This is a genomic window from Pseudomonas sp. S09G 359, assembly GCF_002843605.1.
Lineage (GTDB): Bacteria > Pseudomonadota > Gammaproteobacteria > Pseudomonadales > Pseudomonadaceae > Aquipseudomonas.
The window spans coordinates 413,304-433,663 of record NZ_CP025263.1 but is presented as its reverse complement, the minus strand read 5'-3'; the positions used below and the strand labels follow the sequence as shown (position 1 = coordinate 433,663).

The window sequence follows — 20,360 nt, the reverse complement described above, 5'->3', positions numbered from 1 at the left end:
ACACACAACAAATGTGGGAGCGGGCTTGCTCGCGAATGCGGAGTGTCAGTCAATAAATCAGGTGACTGAACCACCGTATTCGCGAGCAAGCCCGCTCCCACATTTGGACTGGCGGTGACCCGAATTTACTGCGAAGTCTTCGCCATCTGCTTGTCCGACGTACGCCAGATCAACCGCGTGGTGTCATACCCCTGCTGCCGCGCCCTGCTCAGCAGGTCTTCGCGGGTGTCGGTGCTCACCGTCGGTGTGCGCGACAGAATCCACATATAGCGCCGGCTCGGGCTGCCGACGATAGCGGTCTTGTAGTCATCGCTGACGTACAGCACCCAGTAATCGCCCTTGGCAACGCCCGGCAGCAGCGCCGTAAACCAGTTATTGAATTCGACCCAGAGCTTGTCGGTCTTGCCGGGCACTTGCGGGGTAGCCGTGCCCTTGGCTTCTTCCCACTTCCATTCGGTGGTCAGGCAGCGGTTGAACACCGACATGTCACCGTCAGGCAGCAAGGTGTAACGGGCTTCGGACTGCGCGCAGTTGCGCTGGAAGTACATCGGCAATCGGGCCAACTCATACCAGGTGCCCTGGTAACGCTTGAGGTTGACGTTGCTCGCGGTCTTGGGTTGCAGATCATCGCCAGAATGGCTGGCACAGCCCGCCAATAACAGGCTGGCACAAAGGAACAAAACAAAACGCATCATTCTTCTTCTCCCGCAGGCTCTCGCCCCGGTTTACTTCAGGCCTTGCCCGGAAAACATCAGAACCTTGTCACCGGCATATTGAACGCTGATAAAGCTGTTTTTATCGCCCCAGGTGCAGCTGGACATACCCAGCGCGCCGGAACAATCGGTCGGTTTACCCAGCAACGATTCCACCTCAGCCTTGGCCATGCCAGCCGATAACTTCGCGTAGTTTTCTTGGTTGACCTTGCTGCAAGCGGCCAACAGCACGCAAAAAGCCAGCAAAGCGAGACGGCGTAACGACATGGAAAAACTCCTGGAGGGACAACGCAGCTCTGGTATCTGCCAGAAGCTTAGAAGGGAAAAGAGGTGTCTGGTTCCCGACGAACGAAAACAAAAAAGCCCCGAAAACGCTGAATCGTTTCGGGGCTTCTTCAAGGGTGAACCGGCTCACAACAACGCGGTTCACTTATCGCAACAGGTTACTTCTTGTGGTAGGCCGTTACGCGTTCAACTTCTTCCTTCGAACCCAGGAAAACCGCCACACGCTGGTGCAGGCCTTCCGGTTGAATGTCGAGGATGCGCTGGTGGCCGTCGGTGGACGCGCCGCCTGCCTGTTCAACCAGGAACGACATCGGGTTGGCTTCGTACATCAGGCGCAGCTTGCCCGGCTTGGACGGCTCGCGGCTGTCGCGCGGGTACATGAACAAGCCACCACGGGTCAGGATACGGTGCACGTCAGCCACCATCGCCGCCACCCAACGCATGTTGAAGTTCTTCTTCAGCGGGCCTTCTTCGCCGGCCATCAACTCGCCGACGTAGCGGGTCACCGGCTCTTCCCAGTGGCGCTGGTTGGACATGTTGATCGCAAATTCCTGGGTGGAGGCAGGAATGGTGATGTCTTCGTGGGTGAGTACGAAGCTGCCCATTTCGCGGTCCAGGGTGAAGCCTTTGACGCCATCGCCCAGGGTCAGTACCAGCATGGTCTGCGGGCCGTAGATCGCGTAACCGGCAGCGACCTGCTCGGTGCCTGGCTGCAGGAAGGCCTTTTCATTCAGCGCTTCGTTCTGGCTCAGGTATTCGTTGGGGCAACGCAGTACCGAGAAGATGGTGCCGACCGGTGCATTGATGTCGATGTTGGACGAACCGTCCAGTGGGTCGAACACCAGCAGGTAGGCGCCTTTCGGGTATTTGCCGGGGATCTGGTAGGCATTGTCCATTTCTTCGGACGCCATGCCGGCCAGGTGGCCGCCCCATTCGTTGGCTTCGAGCAGGATTTCGTTGGAAATCACGTCGAGTTTTTTCTGCACTTCGCCCTGCACGTTTTCTGTGCCCATGCTGCCCAGGACACCACCCAGCGCGCCTTTGGACACGGCGTGGCTGATTTCCTTGCAGGCACGCGCCACCACTTCGATAAGGAAGCGCAGATCGGCAGGCGTGTTGTTGCTGCGGGTCTGCTCAATCAAATAGCGACTCAAGGTAACGCGGGACATGGAAGGCTCCGGAGAATGGGGGGGCTAAAAACCCGCGCAGTTTAGCGCGAGTCGGGGCGTATTTCCTCCTATCAGAGGATTTAAACCCAATAGAGTTCATGGACTTTATTTAACGTGCCACCGGCGGCTTGCGCAGCAAACTGTAGGCCATGGCGCCCAGTGCCGCCACGCCAAGCAGCAGTACCGCCCAGAGCCCGAGCTTTTTCCAGCCCGGCCCACTGTCCGTAGCGGCTACGACCGCCGGCGACGCGACCACGATGTCCCCGGCCACCTTGGCCTGTCCCAGCGTGTTGAGGCGCTCGGCACTGTAGCCGGGAATCAACGTCGACAGCGGCAGGCTCGCCGCCTTCACCGTGGCGTTGCCCAGCGCCAGGCTGAACGGCGGCTCACCACGCGCCAGGAACACCAACTGCGTGGCGCGCACCGCAAAGCGCAGGGCCGGCGCGTCAACGCCTAGGCCGCCACCTCGCTCGTCCACCTGCAACTTGAGTTCGGTGACGGCCTGGCCTGGCAGCTGCAATTCATCCTGGACCACGTCCTGGCCATTCTGGGTCAGGCGATACAACAAACCATTGCTCAACGGCTGCCAGGCCTGCTTGCTGTCCCGGCGCCCCGATAACGTCACCGGGGCCAGCGTGTTGGGCTGTTTCAGCTCAACACGCAACCGCTCAAGATTCAGCCCGGTAGGCAACTGCCAGCTGTATTCCCCCGCCTTGAGCCGCGTGCCGGCGACGGGCTGTGACCACACCAGCGGCATCGGCAGGCTGCTGCTGGACGCGCTGGCCAATTTGGCCGAGGTCAGCAGCGGCGCCGCCTGCCCCTGCCACACCAGGCGCAGGTACCGCGCCGACTGCCCCGGCAGGCTGACGTCATGCTGCTCCACCCGTTCGTCGGCAAACGACAGCCGCGCCACTTGCCCATCGCCCCAGGATTGCCAATGCTGCAAGTCATCGCTGGCTTCAATGCTGAAACGCTGGAAGCCCTCCTGCTCGTGGCTCCAGTCGAGGCTCAATTGCTGCAACGGCGCCTTGATTGCGCTGGCGTCGAGTACCCAGCCACGCAGCACCTGCTTGCCGGGCTTGGGCGCGGTGGCCGGTTTGATTTCCACCAGGGTGCCTTCGGTCGTGGCTTTCATCACCACGCCGGGCAGGCTTTGCTGGGTGTCGGCGGCGTACAGCGGGAACCACTTCACCTCGGTGACGTTGCGGCTTTCGGTACGCGCAGCGGTCTGTCGCGACAGCGCGTAGGCCTGTGGCTCGCCGGCCGCGTTGAATACACGCACATCGCTGAGGTCAGCCTGGCGCGCGCTCAACTGCACGGCCAAGGGCAACTCAAGGCGATACCACGGGCCGCTGCCACTCACCGCCAGCGGCACTTGGGTGGTGAAGTCGCCGGGCGCTTCTTGGGCCCACACCGACCACGTCGTACACACGCCCAGCACAACCATGCTCAACTTACCGATCAAGAGGATGCTCCTTCAGTTTCCACCACAGGTTCGGCGCGCTTGGGCGGCAGCGGGGCAAAGTAACCCACCACCAGCAAGAGGCCGCCCACGCCGATAAACGAGACGATCCGCGCCAGACCGCCACGGTTGCTCAACTCGACAAAGAACAGCTTGGCGACCACCACCGCAATCAACGCCGCACCGATCAGCCACACCTCGCGACGATGGCGCAGGTGGCCGCCGATCATCAGGCCGAGGGCGATCAGGGTCCAGACAATCGACAGGCCGGCCTGCACCAGCATCGATGCCAGCAATGCGTCCAGATGAAACGGCACGCCGCCCCAATGGTGAGCGGTGCGCATGACCAGCGCGGTAAAGAACGCGAACAGCGAAACACCCGCGACACCCTGGGCGAGCAATTCGGCACGCGGCCCACGTTGCGGTGCCACGCTGCGCGACAACAGGTACACGCCCAGCAACGCAAACAACAGGCCCAGGTCCAGCGGGTTAAGCAGCGGCACATAGGGCAGCGGCTTGGCCGTGCCATCACTGAAGATATTCGCCAGCCAGAACCAGCCGAGCATCAGCACCGCCAGGGGCAGTGCCGCCAATACGCGATATTCCCTTGCATACGTCGACAGCGGCCACGGCCAGTTGCGCGGCGCAGCGGCCAGCACCAGGTACAGGCTCGGCAGAATCGCCCAACCCAGCCAGCGCCAGGCGTTGTATTCGGCTGACAAGCGCAGCAGGCCGTAGCGCAACTCCAGCGCCAGCATGCCGATCAACATCCAGCAGCCGAGCACGTGGGCGATGCTCAGCGCCGTGCGCGGAACCACGCTCGCCAAGCGCCGCAGCGAGATGAAATGCACCACAAACACCGCCAGCCAGGCCAGCCAGCCGTAGTTCGCCGCCGGGTGGTAATAGTCGCTGGCAGACACCAGCAACCCCACGCCCGCCGCCGGCATCAACAAGGTGCACAGCACACCCAGCGAGGCCCAGCGCAGCCGCACCGCGAGCAGCGCCCAGATCGCGACGCTCACCGCCGCAAGCCCCAGCAGGCACGCGCCCAGCAGCTCTTTCGGGATAAAGCGCAACACTTCACCCGCCAGGGCCAACGTCCACCAGCCTGCGCCCCACACCAACAGCACATCGGACAGGCGCTGCAGTTTCAACACGGTAAACACCGGCGCCTGCGGTTCACGCTGCAAGCGCCAGGCGCCGACCAGGGCGGCCAGGCCCAACACCATCGGCGTCCAGAACCCGCTGTGGGCCAGTGGGCGCAAGCCCTCGCCGGTCAGCGGCCCCAGCAGCTGCGGCACCGCCAGCAGGAACGAGGCGCCGCCGACCACTTGCAGCAGCAACCCGAACACAAAACTGACGCGCTGCTGCAGGTACAGGCTCAACCAGATGATCAACAGACCACTGGCCGCCCACACGCCGCTGGCGCTTTCCCACGGCAGCACGAACAGCACCGCGAGGTTGATCAGCATCAGCCCGGCCAGCAGTACCACCGACAGCCCACGCAGCAGGCGCACGTCGCCGCGCACCATATCGTCGCGTGCCGCCAGCAGCATGCCGCCGACCAGGGCCAGGCCGATCAACGAGGCGGTCAGCAACCCGCTCCAGCCAGCATTGAACACCGCCGCACCGTCACCGCCCTGTAAGCGCAGCAGGAACAACGCGCCGCCCAACAGCTGCACGGCGAAAGCGCTGAACAGGAAGGTGCGCGAGCCAATGCGCAAGCCGACAAACAGCGTCACCAGGCCGGCGATAGCCCAACTGATGGCCGTGCCTTGGGTCAGCAGCAACAGCGGCGCCAGCAGGTACACACAGCTCAGTCCCAGGCTCGCCAGCACCGGCAGGCCTTTGCGCTCCCAACTCGACGCCTGCTCGGCGGGGGCCTTGCGCAACTGGTCGAAGCTGAACAGCAACGCCGCACCAAGCAACAAAGCGCCCAACGGCGCGCCATCGAGCAAGCTGAGTTCGCCGACACGCAATTCACTGAGGAACGCCAACGCCGAACCTAGCTGCAATAACAGGCCAAACGCGCGCGCCAATGGGCGCTGCTGGCGCAGGCCGAGCCAGAAGATGCCCGCGCCCTCTACCGCCCACGCGGCAGCGGTCCAGCGCGCATCCAGGCCCAAAGGAATCGCCAGGCTGGCAAAAATCACGCCCAGTGCCAGGCAGGTTTCTGCCAGCAGCAAAGCGCGCCCGCCACTGAGCACGCGGGCCAGGCCCATGTAGATAATCCCCAGGCCCAACGCGCTGAACGCAGCGGCGAACTCCAGGTGCTGCACCAGTGCGAACTGCAAGCCAAAGCCCACCAGTGGCGGGCCGAAGAGCATGCTGCCGTCGACGTAATCGCCCTTGGCCGCCGACCATCGCAGCAGTGCCTCACGGCCCGCGGGCGCGTCGCCCATCTCCAACAGTTTGCGCCGTGCGAACAACAGGCCGATGGCCAGGTACATCAGGAAAAACACGATCAGGAACGGCTCGGTGCTCCACAGCAATTCAGGCGTATACGAGCGCATACCCCAGGCAAACCCGATCCCAAAGGTGCCGACAAACCCGATCAGGTTGAGCAGGCGCCAGGCCTTGAACCAGGCGATGGCGAGAATGCCCGCGTTAAGCAAGGCAAAGTAACTGAACAGCGCCACATGGTTGCCGGCGCCGGTGGACGTGAGGATCGGCGCCGCAAAACCGCCGAGCGCCGCTGCACAGGCCAGCCCGAGCGCATCCTGGGTAATCGCCAGGATCGCCGAAAACACCGTGACCGCCACCAGCAAGCCCAGGGCCGCACCAGGATCGATCAACGGGTGCAGGCGCATCGCAGCAAACACCGTGAGGTACAACACCGCGATCCCGGTGCCTTGCAGCATCAGACCATAGTTGCTGTTGCGCAGCCGCAGCCACCAGCCCAACCCCAGCAGGCCCAATGCGGCAGCGGCCACCCCGGCGTAACGCAATTCGATTGGCACCACCATGCCTTCGGTGGCATAACGCAACAGGAACGCCAGGCCGAGGAACAACAGCACCACGCCGACACGCAGCACGGTGTTGCCGCCGAACAACCAATTGCGCGCGCCACTGATGGCGCGCTCGATCAAGTTGGGGCCACGGGGGATCGCAGGTTCTTTGGGTTCTGGTATCGGGGCGGGCGCCCATACATCAGCCGGCAGCGGCTGGCTTGGTTCGGCAACGATGGCAACCGGCGTTAATTCGGCAGGCAGCTCCCAAACCAGCTCGGGCGCCTTGGCAACAGGTGTGGGTTCAGGGATTGGGGCTTCAACGACAGTAGTGCTCGGCGGCGTGGGCACTTCCAGCTGCCGCAGACGATCACCCAGCGCAATCAACGCCTTCTGCGTGGTTTCCAACTGACGCGCCTGTTGGTCCGCCTGAGTCGCCAGCTTTGACAGGCGAATCGCCTGGCCAATGCCCAAGCCCAACAGCGCACCGATACCCGCGTCACTGAACGACTCATCGAGCGTCCAGCCGAGCACCAGGCCAATCAGCATGAAAATCCATTGCATGGTCGATATTCCCTAGACGAACCGAGGCCTAGTATATCGACGCGCAATCAATGTGGGAGCGGGCTTGCTCGCGAATGCGGTGTGCCAGTCGACATATTTGTTAACTGACACTCCGCATTCGCGAGCAAGCCCGCTCCCACATTTGGATTTGTGGTGCTTAATCCAATGCTTTCCAGATCTCCGTCGCGTACTCGCGGATCGTGCGGTCCGAGCTGAACCAACCCATCCGCGCCGTGTTCAGCACCGCCGAGCGCCACCAGGCCTTGGAGTCATGCCAATGCGCTTCGACCCGCGCCTGCGCGTCCCAGTAGGAGTCGAAGTCAGCACACACCAGGAAGCGGTCGTAGTCGATCAAGCCGTCAATCAGGCCCACATAACGGCCCGGATCATCCGGCGAGAACACCCCGCCGCGAATCGCTTGCAGCACATCGTTGAGGCGATGGGAGGCGGCGATGTCCGGCCCGGCGTTGAATTCGCCAGCGTGCTTGCGGGCTTCCACCTGCTGCGCGCTGAGGCCGAAGATAAACATGTGGTCGGCACCGACGCGCTCATGCATCTCCACGTTGGCGCCGTCCATGGTGCCGATGGTCAGCGCGCCGTTGAGGCCGAACTTCATGTTACTGGTGCCCGACGCCTCAAAGCCTGCGGTAGAGATCTGCTCCGACAAGTCCGCCGCTGGGATGATGCTTTCCGCCAGGCTCACGTTGTAGTTGGGCAGGAACACCACCTTGAGCAAACCGCGCACGGTCGGGTCGTTGTTGACGGTGCGCGCGATGTCGTTGGTCAGCTTGATGATCAGCTTGGCCTGGTGATAACTGGCCGCAGCCTTGCCGGAGAAGATCTTCACCCGCGGCACCCAGTCGGTGCCCGGCTCGGCACGGATCGCCTGGTACAGCGCCACGGTGTGCAGCAGGTTGAGCAGTTGGCGCTTGTATTCGTGAATCCGTTTGACCTGCACATCGAACATCGCCGCCGGGTTCACCGAAATGCCCAGGCGCTCATGGATGATCTCGGCCAGCGCACGCTTGCTGTGCAGGCGCTGCTCAGAGAAGGCTTTGCGGAACGCCTGCTTCTCGGCGAAGGTTTCCAGCTCGGTGAGGCGGGTTTCCATGGTGTCGAGAATGTCCGGCCCCAGGGCATCCACCAGCATCTCGGTGAGCTTGGGGTTGGCCTGGTACAGCCAGCGGCGGAAGGTAATACCGTTGGTTTTGTTGTTGATGCGCTCCGGATAGAGCTTGTGCAGTTCGGAGAACACTGTGCTGCGCATCAATTGGGTATGCAGGCCGGACACGCCGTTGACGCTATGGGAACCGAGGAACGCCAGGTTGCCCATGCGCACGCGGCGGCCGTTGTCTTCTTCGATCAACGACACGGCGCGCAATACGTCGAAATCGTGAATGCCCTTGGCGCGCAGCGAGTCGATGTGCTGGGCGTTGATCAGGTAGATGATCTGCATGTGCCGCGGCAGCATGCGTTCCATCAAACCTACAGGCCAGGTCTCCAACGCCTCGGGCAACAAGGTGTGGTTGGTGTAGGAAAGGGTTTCAACCGTCACGTCCCACGCGGCTTCCCACGGGATGTCGTGCAAATCCACCAACTGGCGCATCAATTCGGCCACGGCGATGGACGGGTGGGTGTCATTGAGCTGGATCGCCGCGTGCTCGCCCAGGCTCAGTACCGAGCCGTGCATGTTCTTGTGGCGGCGCAGCAGGTCTTGCAGGGAGGCGGAGACGAAGAAGTATTCCTGGCGCAGGCGCAGTTCCTGCCCTGCTTCGGTGCTGTCGGCCGGGTAAAGCACTCGGGAGATGCTTTCGGCGCGGGCCACTTCGGCCACGGCGCCCAAGTGGTCACCAGCGTTGAAGCGCTCCAGGTGCAGGTCTTCCACGGCGCGTGCACGCCACAGGCGCAAGGTGTTGACGCTGGCACCACGCCAGCCGACTACCGGGGTGTCATAGGCAACGGCGCGCACGGTTTCATTCGGCGTCCACACCTGGATCAGCTTGCCGGAGGCATCCGGCAGGGTCTCGACGCTGCCGCCAAAGCCAATCGGGTAGATCACCTCTGCGCGCTCGAACTCCCACGGGTTACCGAAATCCAGCCAACGCTCGGTCTGTTCCTGCTGCCAGCCATCGACAATCGCCTGGCGGAACAGGCCGTGTTCATAACGGATGCCATACCCATGGCCGGCGATGCCCAAGGTCGACATGCTTTCCATGAAGCACGCCGCCAGGCGCCCCAGGCCACCGTTGCCGAGCGCCGCGTCGGGCTCCAGCAGGCGGATGCGTTCGAGGTCCACGCCCAGTTCGGACAAGGCTTCGCGGGCAATTTCGAGCACCCCGAGGTTGCTCAGGCTGTCGTAGAGCAAGCGGCCAATGAGGAATTCCAGGGAAAGGTAATAGACCCGCTTCTGGCCTTTGCGGTAAATACGCCGCGTGTGGTCCATCCAGTGATCGACCATCTGGTCGCGGGCGGCCAGGGCAATCGCTTCAAACCAGTCATGGTCGAAGGCGTGATCCGGGTCCTTGCCCACCGCATAGGTGAGTTTGGTCAAGACAGCATCGCGGAATGCGGCTACCTCTGCTTCTCGTGCAAGTGGTTCCTGAGACATCAGATGCGACCTCGGGCGAGATAGAAGGAGTTGCTAGAGCCTAGACGGTCTGACAAACGGTGACCGCTCTGGTTCGGCACTTTTTTAACGCATTTTTAACCCATGAACTTTTGCCGGGTTTTGATGCATTGGCCGTGCCTGCTTTTGCCAGGCGCACCGTTCACGCTGAAATTCTGAAAATATTGTTCAAAAAACCACCAATCCCGGTATGATCGCGCGCCCGGATACAGCCCCACCTTGGAACCCTGATGAAGCCTCAACTGATCGCCGCCGCGGAACTCGACCGTTTAGAGACCTGGCAGAAATATTCCGCCCACATGTGCGGCGGCTGCGTGTCCAGCTGCTGCACGCTGCCGGTCGAGGTGAAGATCAAGGACCTGATCCGCATTGGCATCGTCGATGAGTTCGAGCGTGGCGACCCGCCGAAGAACATCGCCAAGCGCTTGCAGAAGGAAGGCATCGTCGAGCGCTACAACAATAAATCCGAGATCTTTACCCTGCAGCGCATGAGCAACAACGACTGCCTGTACCTGGATCGTAAGACGCGCTTCTGCACTATTTATGACAAGCGCCCGGATACCTGCCGCAACCACCCGAAAATCGGGCCGCGCCCGGGGTATTGCGCATATAAGCCGAAGGAAGTGGTGCGCGAGACCAAGTTCAAGACCCTCGATAAGTTCTGATCAGGGTTTTGTGGGGCTCCCAAGGGCCCCATCGGGGGCAAGCCCCCTCCCACCTTTGAAATGCATTCCCCTGTGGGAGGGGGCTTGCCCCCGATAGGGCCGGTACAGCCACCACAAAAACTACAGGCACAAAAAAACGCCCCCGGCCTTTCGACCGGGGGCGTTTTTCATTCAGCCTGAGTTAACTCAGTTCTTGGCTTTCTTGGCAGCGCGGGTACGCTCGCCTTCGTCCAGGATCTTCTTACGCAGGCGGATCGACTTAGGCGTAACTTCGCACAGCTCGTCGTCCTGGATGAATTCCAGGGCCTGTTCCAGAGTGAAGCGAACAGGTGGGACCAGAGCGATGGTTTCGTCTTTACCCGAAGCACGCATGTTGTCGAGCTTCTTGCCTTTGGTTGGGTTGACGCCCATGTCGTTGTCACGGCTGTTCAGACCAACGATCTGACCGTTGTAGATCTCTTGACCGTGTTCAACGAACAGCTTGCCACGCGCCTGGAGGGTTTCCAGGGAGTAGGTCAGTGCCTTGCCGGTTTCTACCGATACCAGAACACCGTTCTGACGGCCGGACATGTCGCCGGACTTCATGGTGTCGTAGCGATCGAAGATCGAGGTCAGGATGCCAGCACCGTTGGTCAGGGTCAGGAACTGGTTACGGAAACCGATCAGACCACGAGCAGGGATGTTGTATTCCAGACGCACACGGCCTTTGCCATCCGGCACCATGTTGGTCAGGTCGCCCTTACGCAGGCCCATCTCTTCCATGACCTTGCCCTGGGATTCTTCAGGGGTGTCGATGGTGACGTTTTCGAACGGTTCCTGCTTCACGCCGTCAACCTGACGGATGATCACTTCTGGACGACCAACGCCCATTTCGAAGCCTTCGCGACGCATGGTTTCGATCAGTACCGAGAGGTGCAGCTCACCACGGCCGGAAACCTTGAATTTGTCAGCCGAGTCGCCTTCTTCAACGCGCAGTGCAACGTTGTACAGCAGCTCTTTGTCCAGACGTTCCTTGATGTTACGGGAAGTCACGAACTTGCCTTCTTTACCGCAGAAAGGCGAGTCGTTTACCTGGAAGGTCATGGAAACGGTTGGCTCGTCAACGGTCAGAGGCTTCATCGCCTCAACGTTGTCCGGCTGGCACAGGGTGTCGGAGATGAACAGGGAGTCCATACCGCTCACGCACACGATGTCGCCGGCGAAAGCTTCTTCAACGTCGATGCGGTGCAGGCCGTGGTGACCCATCAGCTTCAGGATACGACCGTTACGCTTCTTGCCGTCGGCGCCAATGGCCACGACTGGAGTGTTCGGCTTGACGCTACCACGAGCGATACGGCCAACACCGATAACACCCAGGAAGCTGTTGTAGTCCAGTGCCGAGATTTGCATCTGGAACGGGCCGTCACGGTCAACTTTTGGCGCTGGTACGTTGTCGACGATCGACTGGTACAGCGGGGTCATGTCTTCAGCCATGTCGGTGTGTTCCAGACCGGCAATGCCGTTCAGGGCCGAGGCGTAGACGACTTTGAAGTCCAGCTGTTCTTCGGTAGCACCCAGGTTGTCGAACAGGTCGAAGATCTGGTCCAGAACCCAGTCCGGACGCGCGCCTGGACGGTCAACCTTGTTGATGCACACGATCGGACGCAGGCCGGCTTCGAAAGCCTTCTTGGTCACGAAACGGGTTTGCGGCATAGGGCCGTCCTGGGCATCAACCAGCAGCAGAACGGAGTCAACCATCGACATTACGCGTTCTACTTCGCCGCCGAAGTCGGCGTGGCCCGGGGTGTCCACGATGTTGATGTGGTAGCCGTTCCAGTTGATAGCGGTGTTTTTAGCCAGGATGGTAATACCGCGCTCTTTTTCCTGGTCGTTGGAGTCCATCACGCGCTCGTCGTTGAGCTCGTTGCGCTCCAGGGTGCCGGATTGACGCAGGAGTTTGTCTACCAGGGTGGTTTTACCATGGTCAACGTGAGCAATGATGGCGATGTTACGTAGATTTTCGATCACTTGTGTATCTCGATCAGAGGATTCGGTGTGCTGACAGGTCGTGGCAGCGATTAACAGTAGAGTCAGGCCTTGCCGTTACAGCTTGACGGCAGAGTCGGGGGGCCGGTGACGCAGGCCACAGGCAAACAGCCCCGGGCTCTTAGCTCGGTCGATAAACGCGCACATTGGCATGCCCCTCACTGAGCAAATGGTGGGCATGCAGGCGACTCATCACGCCTTTGTCGCAATACAGCAGGTACTGACGGCTGTTATCCAGTTCCTTGAAACGCGCGTTCAGTGCGTAGAACGGCAGCGTTTGCACGTCGATGCCAGCGATTTCCAGCGGCTCATCTTCGGCGGCATCCGGGTGACGGATGTCGACGACGATCTGGCCGGCCAGGGCTTCGCTGACTTCTTCGATCTGCACATCCTGGCCCAATTCGTCGATTACGCGATCGATCGGGACCAGCTTGGCGTTCTCGAGCGCACGCTCCAGAATCGCCATATCAAACTGTTGTTCTTCATATTCCACGCGGTTGCGCTTGGCGTGGGTCTTGGGGTTCACCGAAATGACCCCGCAGTATTCAGGCATGTGCTTGGCAAAGTCGGCGGTGCCGATTTCTTCTGCCAGGTCGATGATGTCCTGTTTGTGGCTGGCGATCAGCGGGCGCAAGACCAGCTTTTCGGTGACGCAATCAATCAGCGACAGGTTCGGCAGCGTCTGGCTCGATACCTGGGAGATCGCTTCACCGGTCACCAGCGCGTCGATCTGCAATTGATCGGCGATTCGGGACGCAGCGCGCAACATCATACGCTTCAATACTACGCCCATATGACTGTTATCGACTTTGCCGAGAATTTCGCCCAACACTTCCTCGAACGGTACGCTCACAAATAGCACGCGCTGGGAGCTGCCGTACTTCTTCCAGATAAAGTGCGCAACTTCCATCACGCCCAATTCGTGTGCACGCCCACCCAGGTTAAAGAAGCAGAAGTGGCTCATCAGGCCGCGACGCATGATCTGGTAGGCCGCCACGGTGGAATCGAAACCGCCGGACATGAGTACCAGGGTCTGTTCCAGGGCGCCCAGCGGGTAGCCGCCGATGCTGTTGTGCTGGCTGTGGATCACAAACAACCGTTGGTCGCGAATTTCCATGCGCACTTCAATTTGCGGCGCTTTCAGGGAAATTCCGGCGGCGCCGCACTCGCGACGCAGCTTGCTGCCGACGTATTTCTCGACGTCCATGGAGCTGAACGTGTGCTTGCCGGCACGCTTGCAGCGCACCGAAAAAATCTTGCCCTCGAGTTCGCTGCCGTAGTGCTGTTTGCACTTCTCGGTGATGTCGTCGAAGTCGCCCAGCGGGTACTCATCCACCTGCAGGAAATGCGCGATGCCCGGCATGCAGCTGAGGCGCTCGGTCATGTCCTTCAAGGCTTTGGCGTCGGTGATGCGGGTTTCCAGCTCGAGGTTGTCCCACACGCCATTCACCACCACAGCCGGGTCCAGGTCACGGAGCACGGCACGGATGTTCTTGGCCAACTGACGGATGAAACGCGTCCGTACCGGTCGGCTTTTGATGGTGATCTCGGGGAAGACTTTAACGATTAATTTCATGGAAACAGCGCGCGCCGGGCCTGCTGAAAAAGGGGGGCGCGGATTATAGCGGAAATCGCTCAAGGTTTAACCAGTTAATATGCACAGACCTCGATGCGCACTAAAGCAGTGCATTTTCGACAGTTGGCGCCACATTGCGGTGCGCTATTTTCAGGCATTTGTCGCAATGCACCTTTATAGGGGCGTTTTTGGAGCAGAAAACCCATGTTGGCGCACTGGCATGCAATTTGCTCTCTTGTGAGGCAGGTTGCCATGGCGGACTATCCGCGCCGGCATCACCCACATTCTAAGGGCTAACTCCACTACCCCAGCCCGAAGCCACCCGGAGGACACTATGTCGAAGTCGGTTCAACTCATCAAAGATCATGACGTTAAATGGATTGATCTGCGCTTCACGGACACCAAAGGCACTCAGCACCACGTGACCATGCCGGCTCGCGACGCGCTGGATGATGCTTTCTTCGAAGAAGGCAAAATGTTCGACGGCTCCTCCATCGCTGGCTGGAAAGGCATCGAAGCCTCCGACATGATCCTGATGCCGGACGACAGCACTGCCGTGCTGGACCCGTTCACCGAAGAAGCCACCCTGATCCTGGTGTGCGACGTGATCGAGCCTTCGACCATGCAAGGCTACGACCGCGACCCACGTGCGATCGCCAAGCGTGCCGAGGAATACCTGAAGTCCACCGGTATCGGTGACACCGTATTCGTAGGCCCGGAGCCAGAATTCTTCATCTTTGACCAAGTGAAGTTCAAATCCGACATCTCCGGCTCCATGTTCAAGATCTACTCCGAACAAGGTTCGTGGATGTCCGACCAGGACGTGGAAGGCGGCAACCATGGCCACCGTCCAGGTATCAAAGGTGGCTACTTCCCAGTTCCGCCGTTCGACCATGACCACGAAATCCGTACCTCCATGTGCAACGCCATGGAAGACATGGGCCTGGTCATCGAAGTGCACCACCACGAAGTGGCCACTGCCGGCCAGAACGAAATCGGTGTGAAGTTCAACACCCTGGTGGCCAAGGCTGACGAAGTTCAGACCCTGAAGTACTGCGTACACAACACTGCCGTTGCCTACGGCCGTACCGCTACCTTCATGCCTAAGCCTCTGTACGGCGATAACGGTTCGGGTATGCACGTTCACCTGTCCATCGCCAAAGATGGCAAGAACACCTTCGCTGGCGAAGGTTATGCCGGCCTGTCCGACACTGCCCTGTACTTCATCGGCGGTATCATCAAGCACGGTAAGGCCCTGAACGGCTTCACCAACCCGTCGACCAACTCCTACAAGCGTCTGGTCCCAGGTTTCGAAGCACCGGTAATGCTGGCCTACTCGGCCCGTAACCGTTCCGCCTCGATCCGTATTCCTTACGTGTCCAGCCCACGCGCTCGCCGTATCGAAGCTCGCTTCCCGGATCCAGCAGCCAACCCATACCTGGCCTTCGCGGCCCTGGTAATGGCTGGCCTGGACGGCATCCAGAACAAGATCCACCCTGGCGACGCCGCCGACAAAAACTTGTACGACCTGCCGCCTGAAGAGGCCAAAGAGATCCCACAAGTGTGCGGCAGCCTGAAAGAAGCCCTGGAAGAGCTGGACAAGGGCCGTGCGTTCCTGACCAAAGGCGGCGTGTTCAGCGACGACTTCATCGACGCTTACATCGGCCTGAAAAGCGAAGAAGAAATCAAGGTTCGCACCTTCGTACACCCACTGGAATACGAGCTGTACTACAGCTGCTGATCCAGTAGCGCTGGCTCTTAAAGCAGCGTGACGAAAAAAGACCTCCTTCGGGAGGTCTTTTTTTTGCCTGGGGTTCAGGCATACCTGCATACAACCACGCAAGGTAAGGTAGCCTCAGACTGACGCAGCCCCAAACCTGCAAACCCAATCAAAAATGTGGGAGGGGGCAACCCCCTCCCACAAGGAGATCGCCGTTGAAACATAGCCTTTTGTTCGCCCTGCTCTTCATCAGTGCCAGTGCCAGCGCTGCGCCCACCACTCTAGCCCCCTTACTCAACAGCATCGCCGAACGCCTGGCCATCGCTGACCAAGTGGCCCTGAGCAAATGGGACAGCCACAAAGCCGTGGAAGACCGCCCAAGGGAACGCGACGTGATCGCCAGCGTAAGAGCCCAAGCGCCCGACTATAAAGTGGCGCCCGATGCGGCAGAGCAGTTTTTCTCTGCCCAGATAGAAGCGAACAAGTTGGTGCAATACACCCATCTGTCCGACTGGCAGCTTCAAGGCAAGGCTCCCGATACCCCGCGCCCCGACCTGGTCGGCAAGATCCGCCCCCAACTGGACCAACTGCAAAAACGCCTGCTGCAACAACTGGCGGACTTCAGCCCGGAACGTAACCACCCGCAGTGTCCACAATGGCTAGCCCAGGCCGTGCACGACCCGCGCTACGACCCATTGACCCAAATCGCAATGACGCGCGCCACCGCCGAACTGTGCATCCACACCCCTTGACTGGCTGGGGCCTGCACCACTCAAGGGGCTTTTATGCTTTCTGGTTAAACCGCGGAAATGTCTGATACATCCCAAGTAGCCGCCCCCCTACGATGCAGCGTCCAGCCGCCATCCGTCGACGTAACCCTTGATGAATCCGACCCGCAAGACCCTATATTCGCTGACGCTTCTGCTCGGCCCGCTGAGCGGAGCACAGGCCATCCCGGCACCTTCAGCCACTGCCATCATGCCGAATGCCTGGACAGTGGAGGCACCCACCCCAACAAGCACGCTTATCAGCGCCCGAATCGCTGGCTTCGCCGCCCACGCTGACGAGACCAGCATTGCGTTCCTGCATGTCGCCTGTTATCGCTCGCCGTTACGCCCAATCATCTCGCTTTACACCCACACCGATGAGCTGCGCTTCAACCCCAATATCTATGAAGGCCCGGACGCCAGGTCGACCGGCCCGCTAAGCCTCACAACTGGCGCATTGCCCACCCATACCTACCGCGTAAACGGCTATTACAGTGCCGAACCCACGCAGCAACACGGCGTGCTGTTCAAATTCACAATGCCTGCCAATCGCCAGGAGCTGCGCGAATGGATCAGCGACGACATGGGCGGCAAAATCATCAAGATCAAATTACCCTCAGCCATCCCCGGCGACGCGCCACTGACCGCCGACTTCGTACTGCCCCACCGCAACAGCGGCTTGCGCGAGGTGATCACGCCCTGCCTCAACAATCGAAAAACCACACCCAAAAAACCCTCCTGAACCCACGCAGCTAAACGCCAGCAACCTCCCTCACCTAGCCACTGCAGGAAAGCCTTTGAGCTTTCCTGAACAGGCCGGCCAAATTCGCACTATATTGGTGCGATACGTTGCACCCTTCCCACCTGTCCAGCCCATTTTGGTTCGAAACTTCTCGAGTAAGCTGGCAGAACGCCACAGTTTCGAGCCTTAAACCCTTATTTCAGGGGTTCAGCGCTTCTTTTCGGAGCCTTGGTTTGGTTTTTGCATTTTCCTTGTATCAGCGTGTGCCTCAAGCCCACGCCTTGCTCCAAAAGAGGTCCTGATGACCATCAGCGATGCACTGCACCGTTTGCTACTCGACAACCTGACCACCGCGACCATCCTGCTCAATGACGACCTGCGCCTTGAGTACATGAACCCGGCGGCAGAGATGCTCCTGGCCATCAGCGGCCAGCGCAGCCATGGGCAGTTCATCAGCGAGCTGTTCACCGAGTCGGCTGAAGCCCTGAGCTCGCTGCGCCAGGCCGTAGAACAGGCACACCCGTTCACCAAGCGCGAGGCAATGCTCACGGCCCTGACAGGCCAGACGCTGACCGTCGACTACGCCGTGACCCCCATCTTGAGCAATGGCACCACCTTGCTGCTGCTCGAAGTGCACCCGCGCGACCGGCTACTGCGCATCACTAAAGAAGAAGCGCAGCTGTCCAAGCAGGAAACCAGCAAGATGCTGGTGCGCGGCCTTGCCCATGAGATCAAGAACCCGCTGGGCGGCATTCGCGGCGCAGCGCAGCTGCTGGCCCGCGAGCTGCCGGACGAGCATCTCAAGGACTACACCAACGTCATCATTGAAGAGGCCGACCGCCTGCGCAACCTGGTGGACCGCATGCTCGGCTCCAACAAGTTGCCGTCCCTGGCGATGACCAACGTGCACGAGGTGCTGGAGCGCGTGTGCCAGTTGGTCGAAGCCGAAAGCCAGGGCTGCATCACCTTGGTGCGCGACTACGACCCGAGCATTCCCGACGTATTGATCGATCGCGAACAGATGATCCAGGCGGTGCTCAATATCGTGCGCAACGCCATGCAGGCCATCAGCAGCCAGAACGAGCTGCGCCTGGGCCGCATCAGCCTGCGCACCCGCGCCTTGCGCCAGTTCACCATCGGTCACATACGCCATCGCCTGGTCACCAAGGTCGAGATCATCGACAACGGCCCGGGCATTCCTGCGGAACTCCAGGAAACCATCTTCTTTCCCATGGTCAGTGGCCGCCCGGACGGTACCGGGCTGGGCCTGGCCATAACCCAGAACATCATCAGCCAGCACCAGGGTCTGATCGAATGTGAGAGCCATCCCGGCCACACCACGTTCTCGATCTTTCTGCCTCTGGAACAAGGAGCCCCATCGACATGAGCCGTAGTGAAACTGTCTGGATCGTCGATGACGACCGTTCTATCCGCTGGGTCCTCGAGAAAGCCTTGCAACAGGAAGGCATGACCACCCAGAGCTTCGACAGCGCCGACGGGGTGATGAGCCGCCTGGCCCGCCAGCAGCCCGACGTGATCATCTCCGACATCCGCATGCCCGGCGCCAGTGGCCTGGACCTGTTGGCGCGTATCCGTGAGCAGCACCCGCGCCTGCCGGTGATCATCATGACCGCGCACTCGGACCTGGACAGCGCTGTCGCGTCCTACCAGGGCGGCGCCTTTGAATACCTGCCCAAGCCGTTCGACGTGGACGAGGCGGTGGCGCTGGTAAAACGCGCCAACCAGCACGCCCAGGAACAACAGAACCAGGAAGCCCCACCGGCCCTGACCCGCACCCCGGAAATCATCGGCGAAGCGCCGGCGATGCAGGAAGTGTTTCGCGCCATCGGGCGCTTGAGCCACTCCAACATTACCGTGCTGATCAACGGCGAGTCGGGTACCGGTAAAGAGCTGGTCGCCCACGCCCTGCACCGTCACAGCCCACGGGCGGCTTCGCCGTTCATTGCGTTGAACATGGCGGCGATTCCGAAAGACTTGATGGAATCCGAGCTGTTCGGCCATGAGAAAGGCGCCTTCACCGGCGCGGCCAACCTGCGTCGCGGGCGTTTTGAACAGGCTGACGGCGGCACGCTGTTCCTCGACGAAATCGGCGACATGCCAGCCGACACCCAGACCCGCTTGCTGCGCGTACTGGCCGACGGCGAGTTCTACCGCGTCGGCGGGCACACCCCGGTCAAGGTTGATGTGCGCATCATCGCGGCCACCCACCAGAACCTCGAAACCCTGGTGCACGCGGGCAAGTTCCGTGAGGACTTGTTCCACCGCCTCAACGTGATCCGCATCCACATCCCGCGTATGTCGGACCGCCGCGAAGATATCCCGACCCTCGCCCGCCATTTCCTCAGCCGGGCCGCCCAGGAGCTGGCTGTAGAGCCCAAGCTGCTGAAAAGCGAGACCGAGGAATACCTGAAGAACCTGCCATGGCCCGGCAACGTGCGCCAGCTGGAGAACACCTGCCGCTGGATCACCGTGATGGCGTCCGGGCGCGAGGTGCATATCAGCGACCTGCCACCGGAGCTGCTCAGCCTGCCGCAGGATTCAGCACCGGTAACCAACTGGGAGCAGGCCCTGCGCCAATGGGCCGATCAGGCGTTGGCACGCGGCCAGTCGAACCTGCTGGACAGCGCCGTGCCGGCGTTCGAGCGGATCATGATCGAAACCGCCCTGAAGCACACCGCCGGCCGCCGCCGCGACGCCGCCGTGCTGCTGGGCTGGGGCCGCAACACCTTGACCCGCAAGATCAAGGAGCTGGGGATGAAGGTGGATGGTGGCGATGATGACGAGGGCGATGAGGGCTAACACCCTCTAAGATCAAGCAAAGATCCAATGTGGGAGCGGGCTTGCTCGCGAAGGCGGGGTGTCAGTCAATAAATGCATCGACTGATACCCCGCCTTCGCGAGCAAGCCCGCTCCCACATTTGGTTCTCCACAGGGTTTCATGACCGTGCACCGCTTCAATGCACCACGAACCGGCATCGGGCACTGATCCAAAGCCTGAAACACCCGCCCAATTAACAAAATATTAAATCGCAAAAACACCAAAGCCCCGTATTCCGGGGCTTTGCGCTTTCTGATGA

General features: G+C 60.6%; 14 protein-coding genes. 6 read left to right on the top strand and 8 right to left on the bottom strand.

The window, feature by feature from the left end; genetic code table 11:
- Window positions 1–125 precede the first annotated feature (125 nt).
- From CXQ82_RS01870 to CXQ82_RS01840, 6 genes are all read right to left on the bottom strand, one after another.
- The gene (locus CXQ82_RS01870) at window positions 126–695 is read right to left on the bottom strand and encodes a lipocalin family protein (RefSeq protein ID WP_101265616.1); all 570 of its coding nucleotides are present in this window, start codon (window positions 693–695) and stop codon (window positions 126–128) included.
- 30 nt (window positions 696–725) lie between these two features.
- On the bottom strand, window positions 726–980 hold the full coding sequence (locus CXQ82_RS01865) for a hypothetical protein (RefSeq protein ID WP_017849914.1): 255 nt from the start codon (window positions 978–980) through the stop codon (window positions 726–728).
- A 176-nt stretch (window positions 981–1,156) separates the two neighbouring features.
- Window positions 1,157–2,167: a class 1 fructose-bisphosphatase gene (locus CXQ82_RS01860; RefSeq protein WP_003237460.1), complete on the bottom strand. Its 1,011-nt coding sequence runs from the start codon at window positions 2,165–2,167 to the stop codon at window positions 1,157–1,159.
- A gap of 109 nt (window positions 2,168–2,276) precedes the next feature.
- A complete protein-coding gene (locus tag CXQ82_RS01855; protein WP_371917345.1) occupies window positions 2,277–3,629 on the bottom strand; it encodes a DUF3999 domain-containing protein in 1,353 nt (450 codons plus the stop codon).
- Complete coding sequence (locus CXQ82_RS01850; protein WP_101265614.1) at window positions 3,629–7,141, bottom strand: DUF2339 domain-containing protein; 3,513 nt, start codon at window positions 7,139–7,141, stop codon at window positions 3,629–3,631. Before CXQ82_RS01850 ends, CXQ82_RS01855 begins: the two co-directional genes overlap by 1 nt.
- A 157-nt stretch (window positions 7,142–7,298) precedes the next feature.
- Window positions 7,299–9,749: a glycogen/starch/alpha-glucan phosphorylase gene (locus CXQ82_RS01840; RefSeq protein ID WP_101265612.1), complete on the bottom strand. Its 2,451-nt coding sequence runs from the start codon at window positions 9,747–9,749 to the stop codon at window positions 7,299–7,301.
- Between the two features lie 248 nt (window positions 9,750–9,997).
- Here CXQ82_RS01840 and CXQ82_RS01835 point away from each other — a divergent pair, with 248 nt between their 5' ends.
- A complete protein-coding gene (locus CXQ82_RS01835; protein ID WP_024072902.1) occupies window positions 9,998–10,432 on the top strand; it encodes a YkgJ family cysteine cluster protein in 435 nt (144 codons plus the stop codon).
- 186 nt (window positions 10,433–10,618) lie between these two features.
- On the opposite strand, the gene typA is transcribed toward CXQ82_RS01835, so the two are convergent.
- The gene (gene typA, locus CXQ82_RS01830) at window positions 10,619–12,439 is read right to left on the bottom strand and encodes a translational GTPase TypA (RefSeq protein ID WP_032890153.1); all 1,821 of its coding nucleotides are present in this window, start codon (window positions 12,437–12,439) and stop codon (window positions 10,619–10,621) included.
- Between the two features lie 139 nt (window positions 12,440–12,578).
- On the bottom strand, window positions 12,579–14,033 hold the full coding sequence (gene thiI / locus CXQ82_RS01825; protein ID WP_101265609.1) for a tRNA uracil 4-sulfurtransferase ThiI: 1,455 nt from the start codon (window positions 14,031–14,033) through the stop codon (window positions 12,579–12,581).
- Window positions 14,034–14,367: 334 nt separating this feature from the next.
- Between thiI and glnA the strand changes: the two genes are divergently transcribed.
- From glnA to ntrC, 5 genes are all read left to right on the top strand, one after another.
- Window positions 14,368–15,774, top strand: a complete 1,407-nt coding sequence (gene glnA / locus CXQ82_RS01815; RefSeq protein WP_032890148.1) for a type I glutamate--ammonia ligase — start codon at window positions 14,368–14,370, stop codon at window positions 15,772–15,774.
- A gap of 194 nt (window positions 15,775–15,968) precedes the next feature.
- A complete protein-coding gene (locus CXQ82_RS01810) occupies window positions 15,969–16,505 on the top strand; it encodes a chorismate mutase (protein WP_101265605.1) in 537 nt (178 codons plus the stop codon).
- A 130-nt stretch (window positions 16,506–16,635) separates the two neighbouring features.
- A complete protein-coding gene (locus CXQ82_RS01805) occupies window positions 16,636–17,262 on the top strand; it encodes a hypothetical protein (protein WP_101265603.1) in 627 nt (208 codons plus the stop codon).
- Between the two features lie 301 nt (window positions 17,263–17,563).
- Window positions 17,564–18,649, top strand: a complete 1,086-nt coding sequence (glnL, locus tag CXQ82_RS01800; protein ID WP_101265601.1) for a nitrogen regulation protein NR(II) — start codon at window positions 17,564–17,566, stop codon at window positions 18,647–18,649.
- On the top strand, window positions 18,646–20,082 hold the full coding sequence (gene ntrC, locus CXQ82_RS01795) for a nitrogen regulation protein NR(I) (protein WP_003218003.1): 1,437 nt from the start codon (window positions 18,646–18,648) through the stop codon (window positions 20,080–20,082). Before glnL ends, ntrC begins: the two co-directional genes overlap by 4 nt.
- Window positions 20,083–20,360 lie beyond the last annotated feature (278 nt).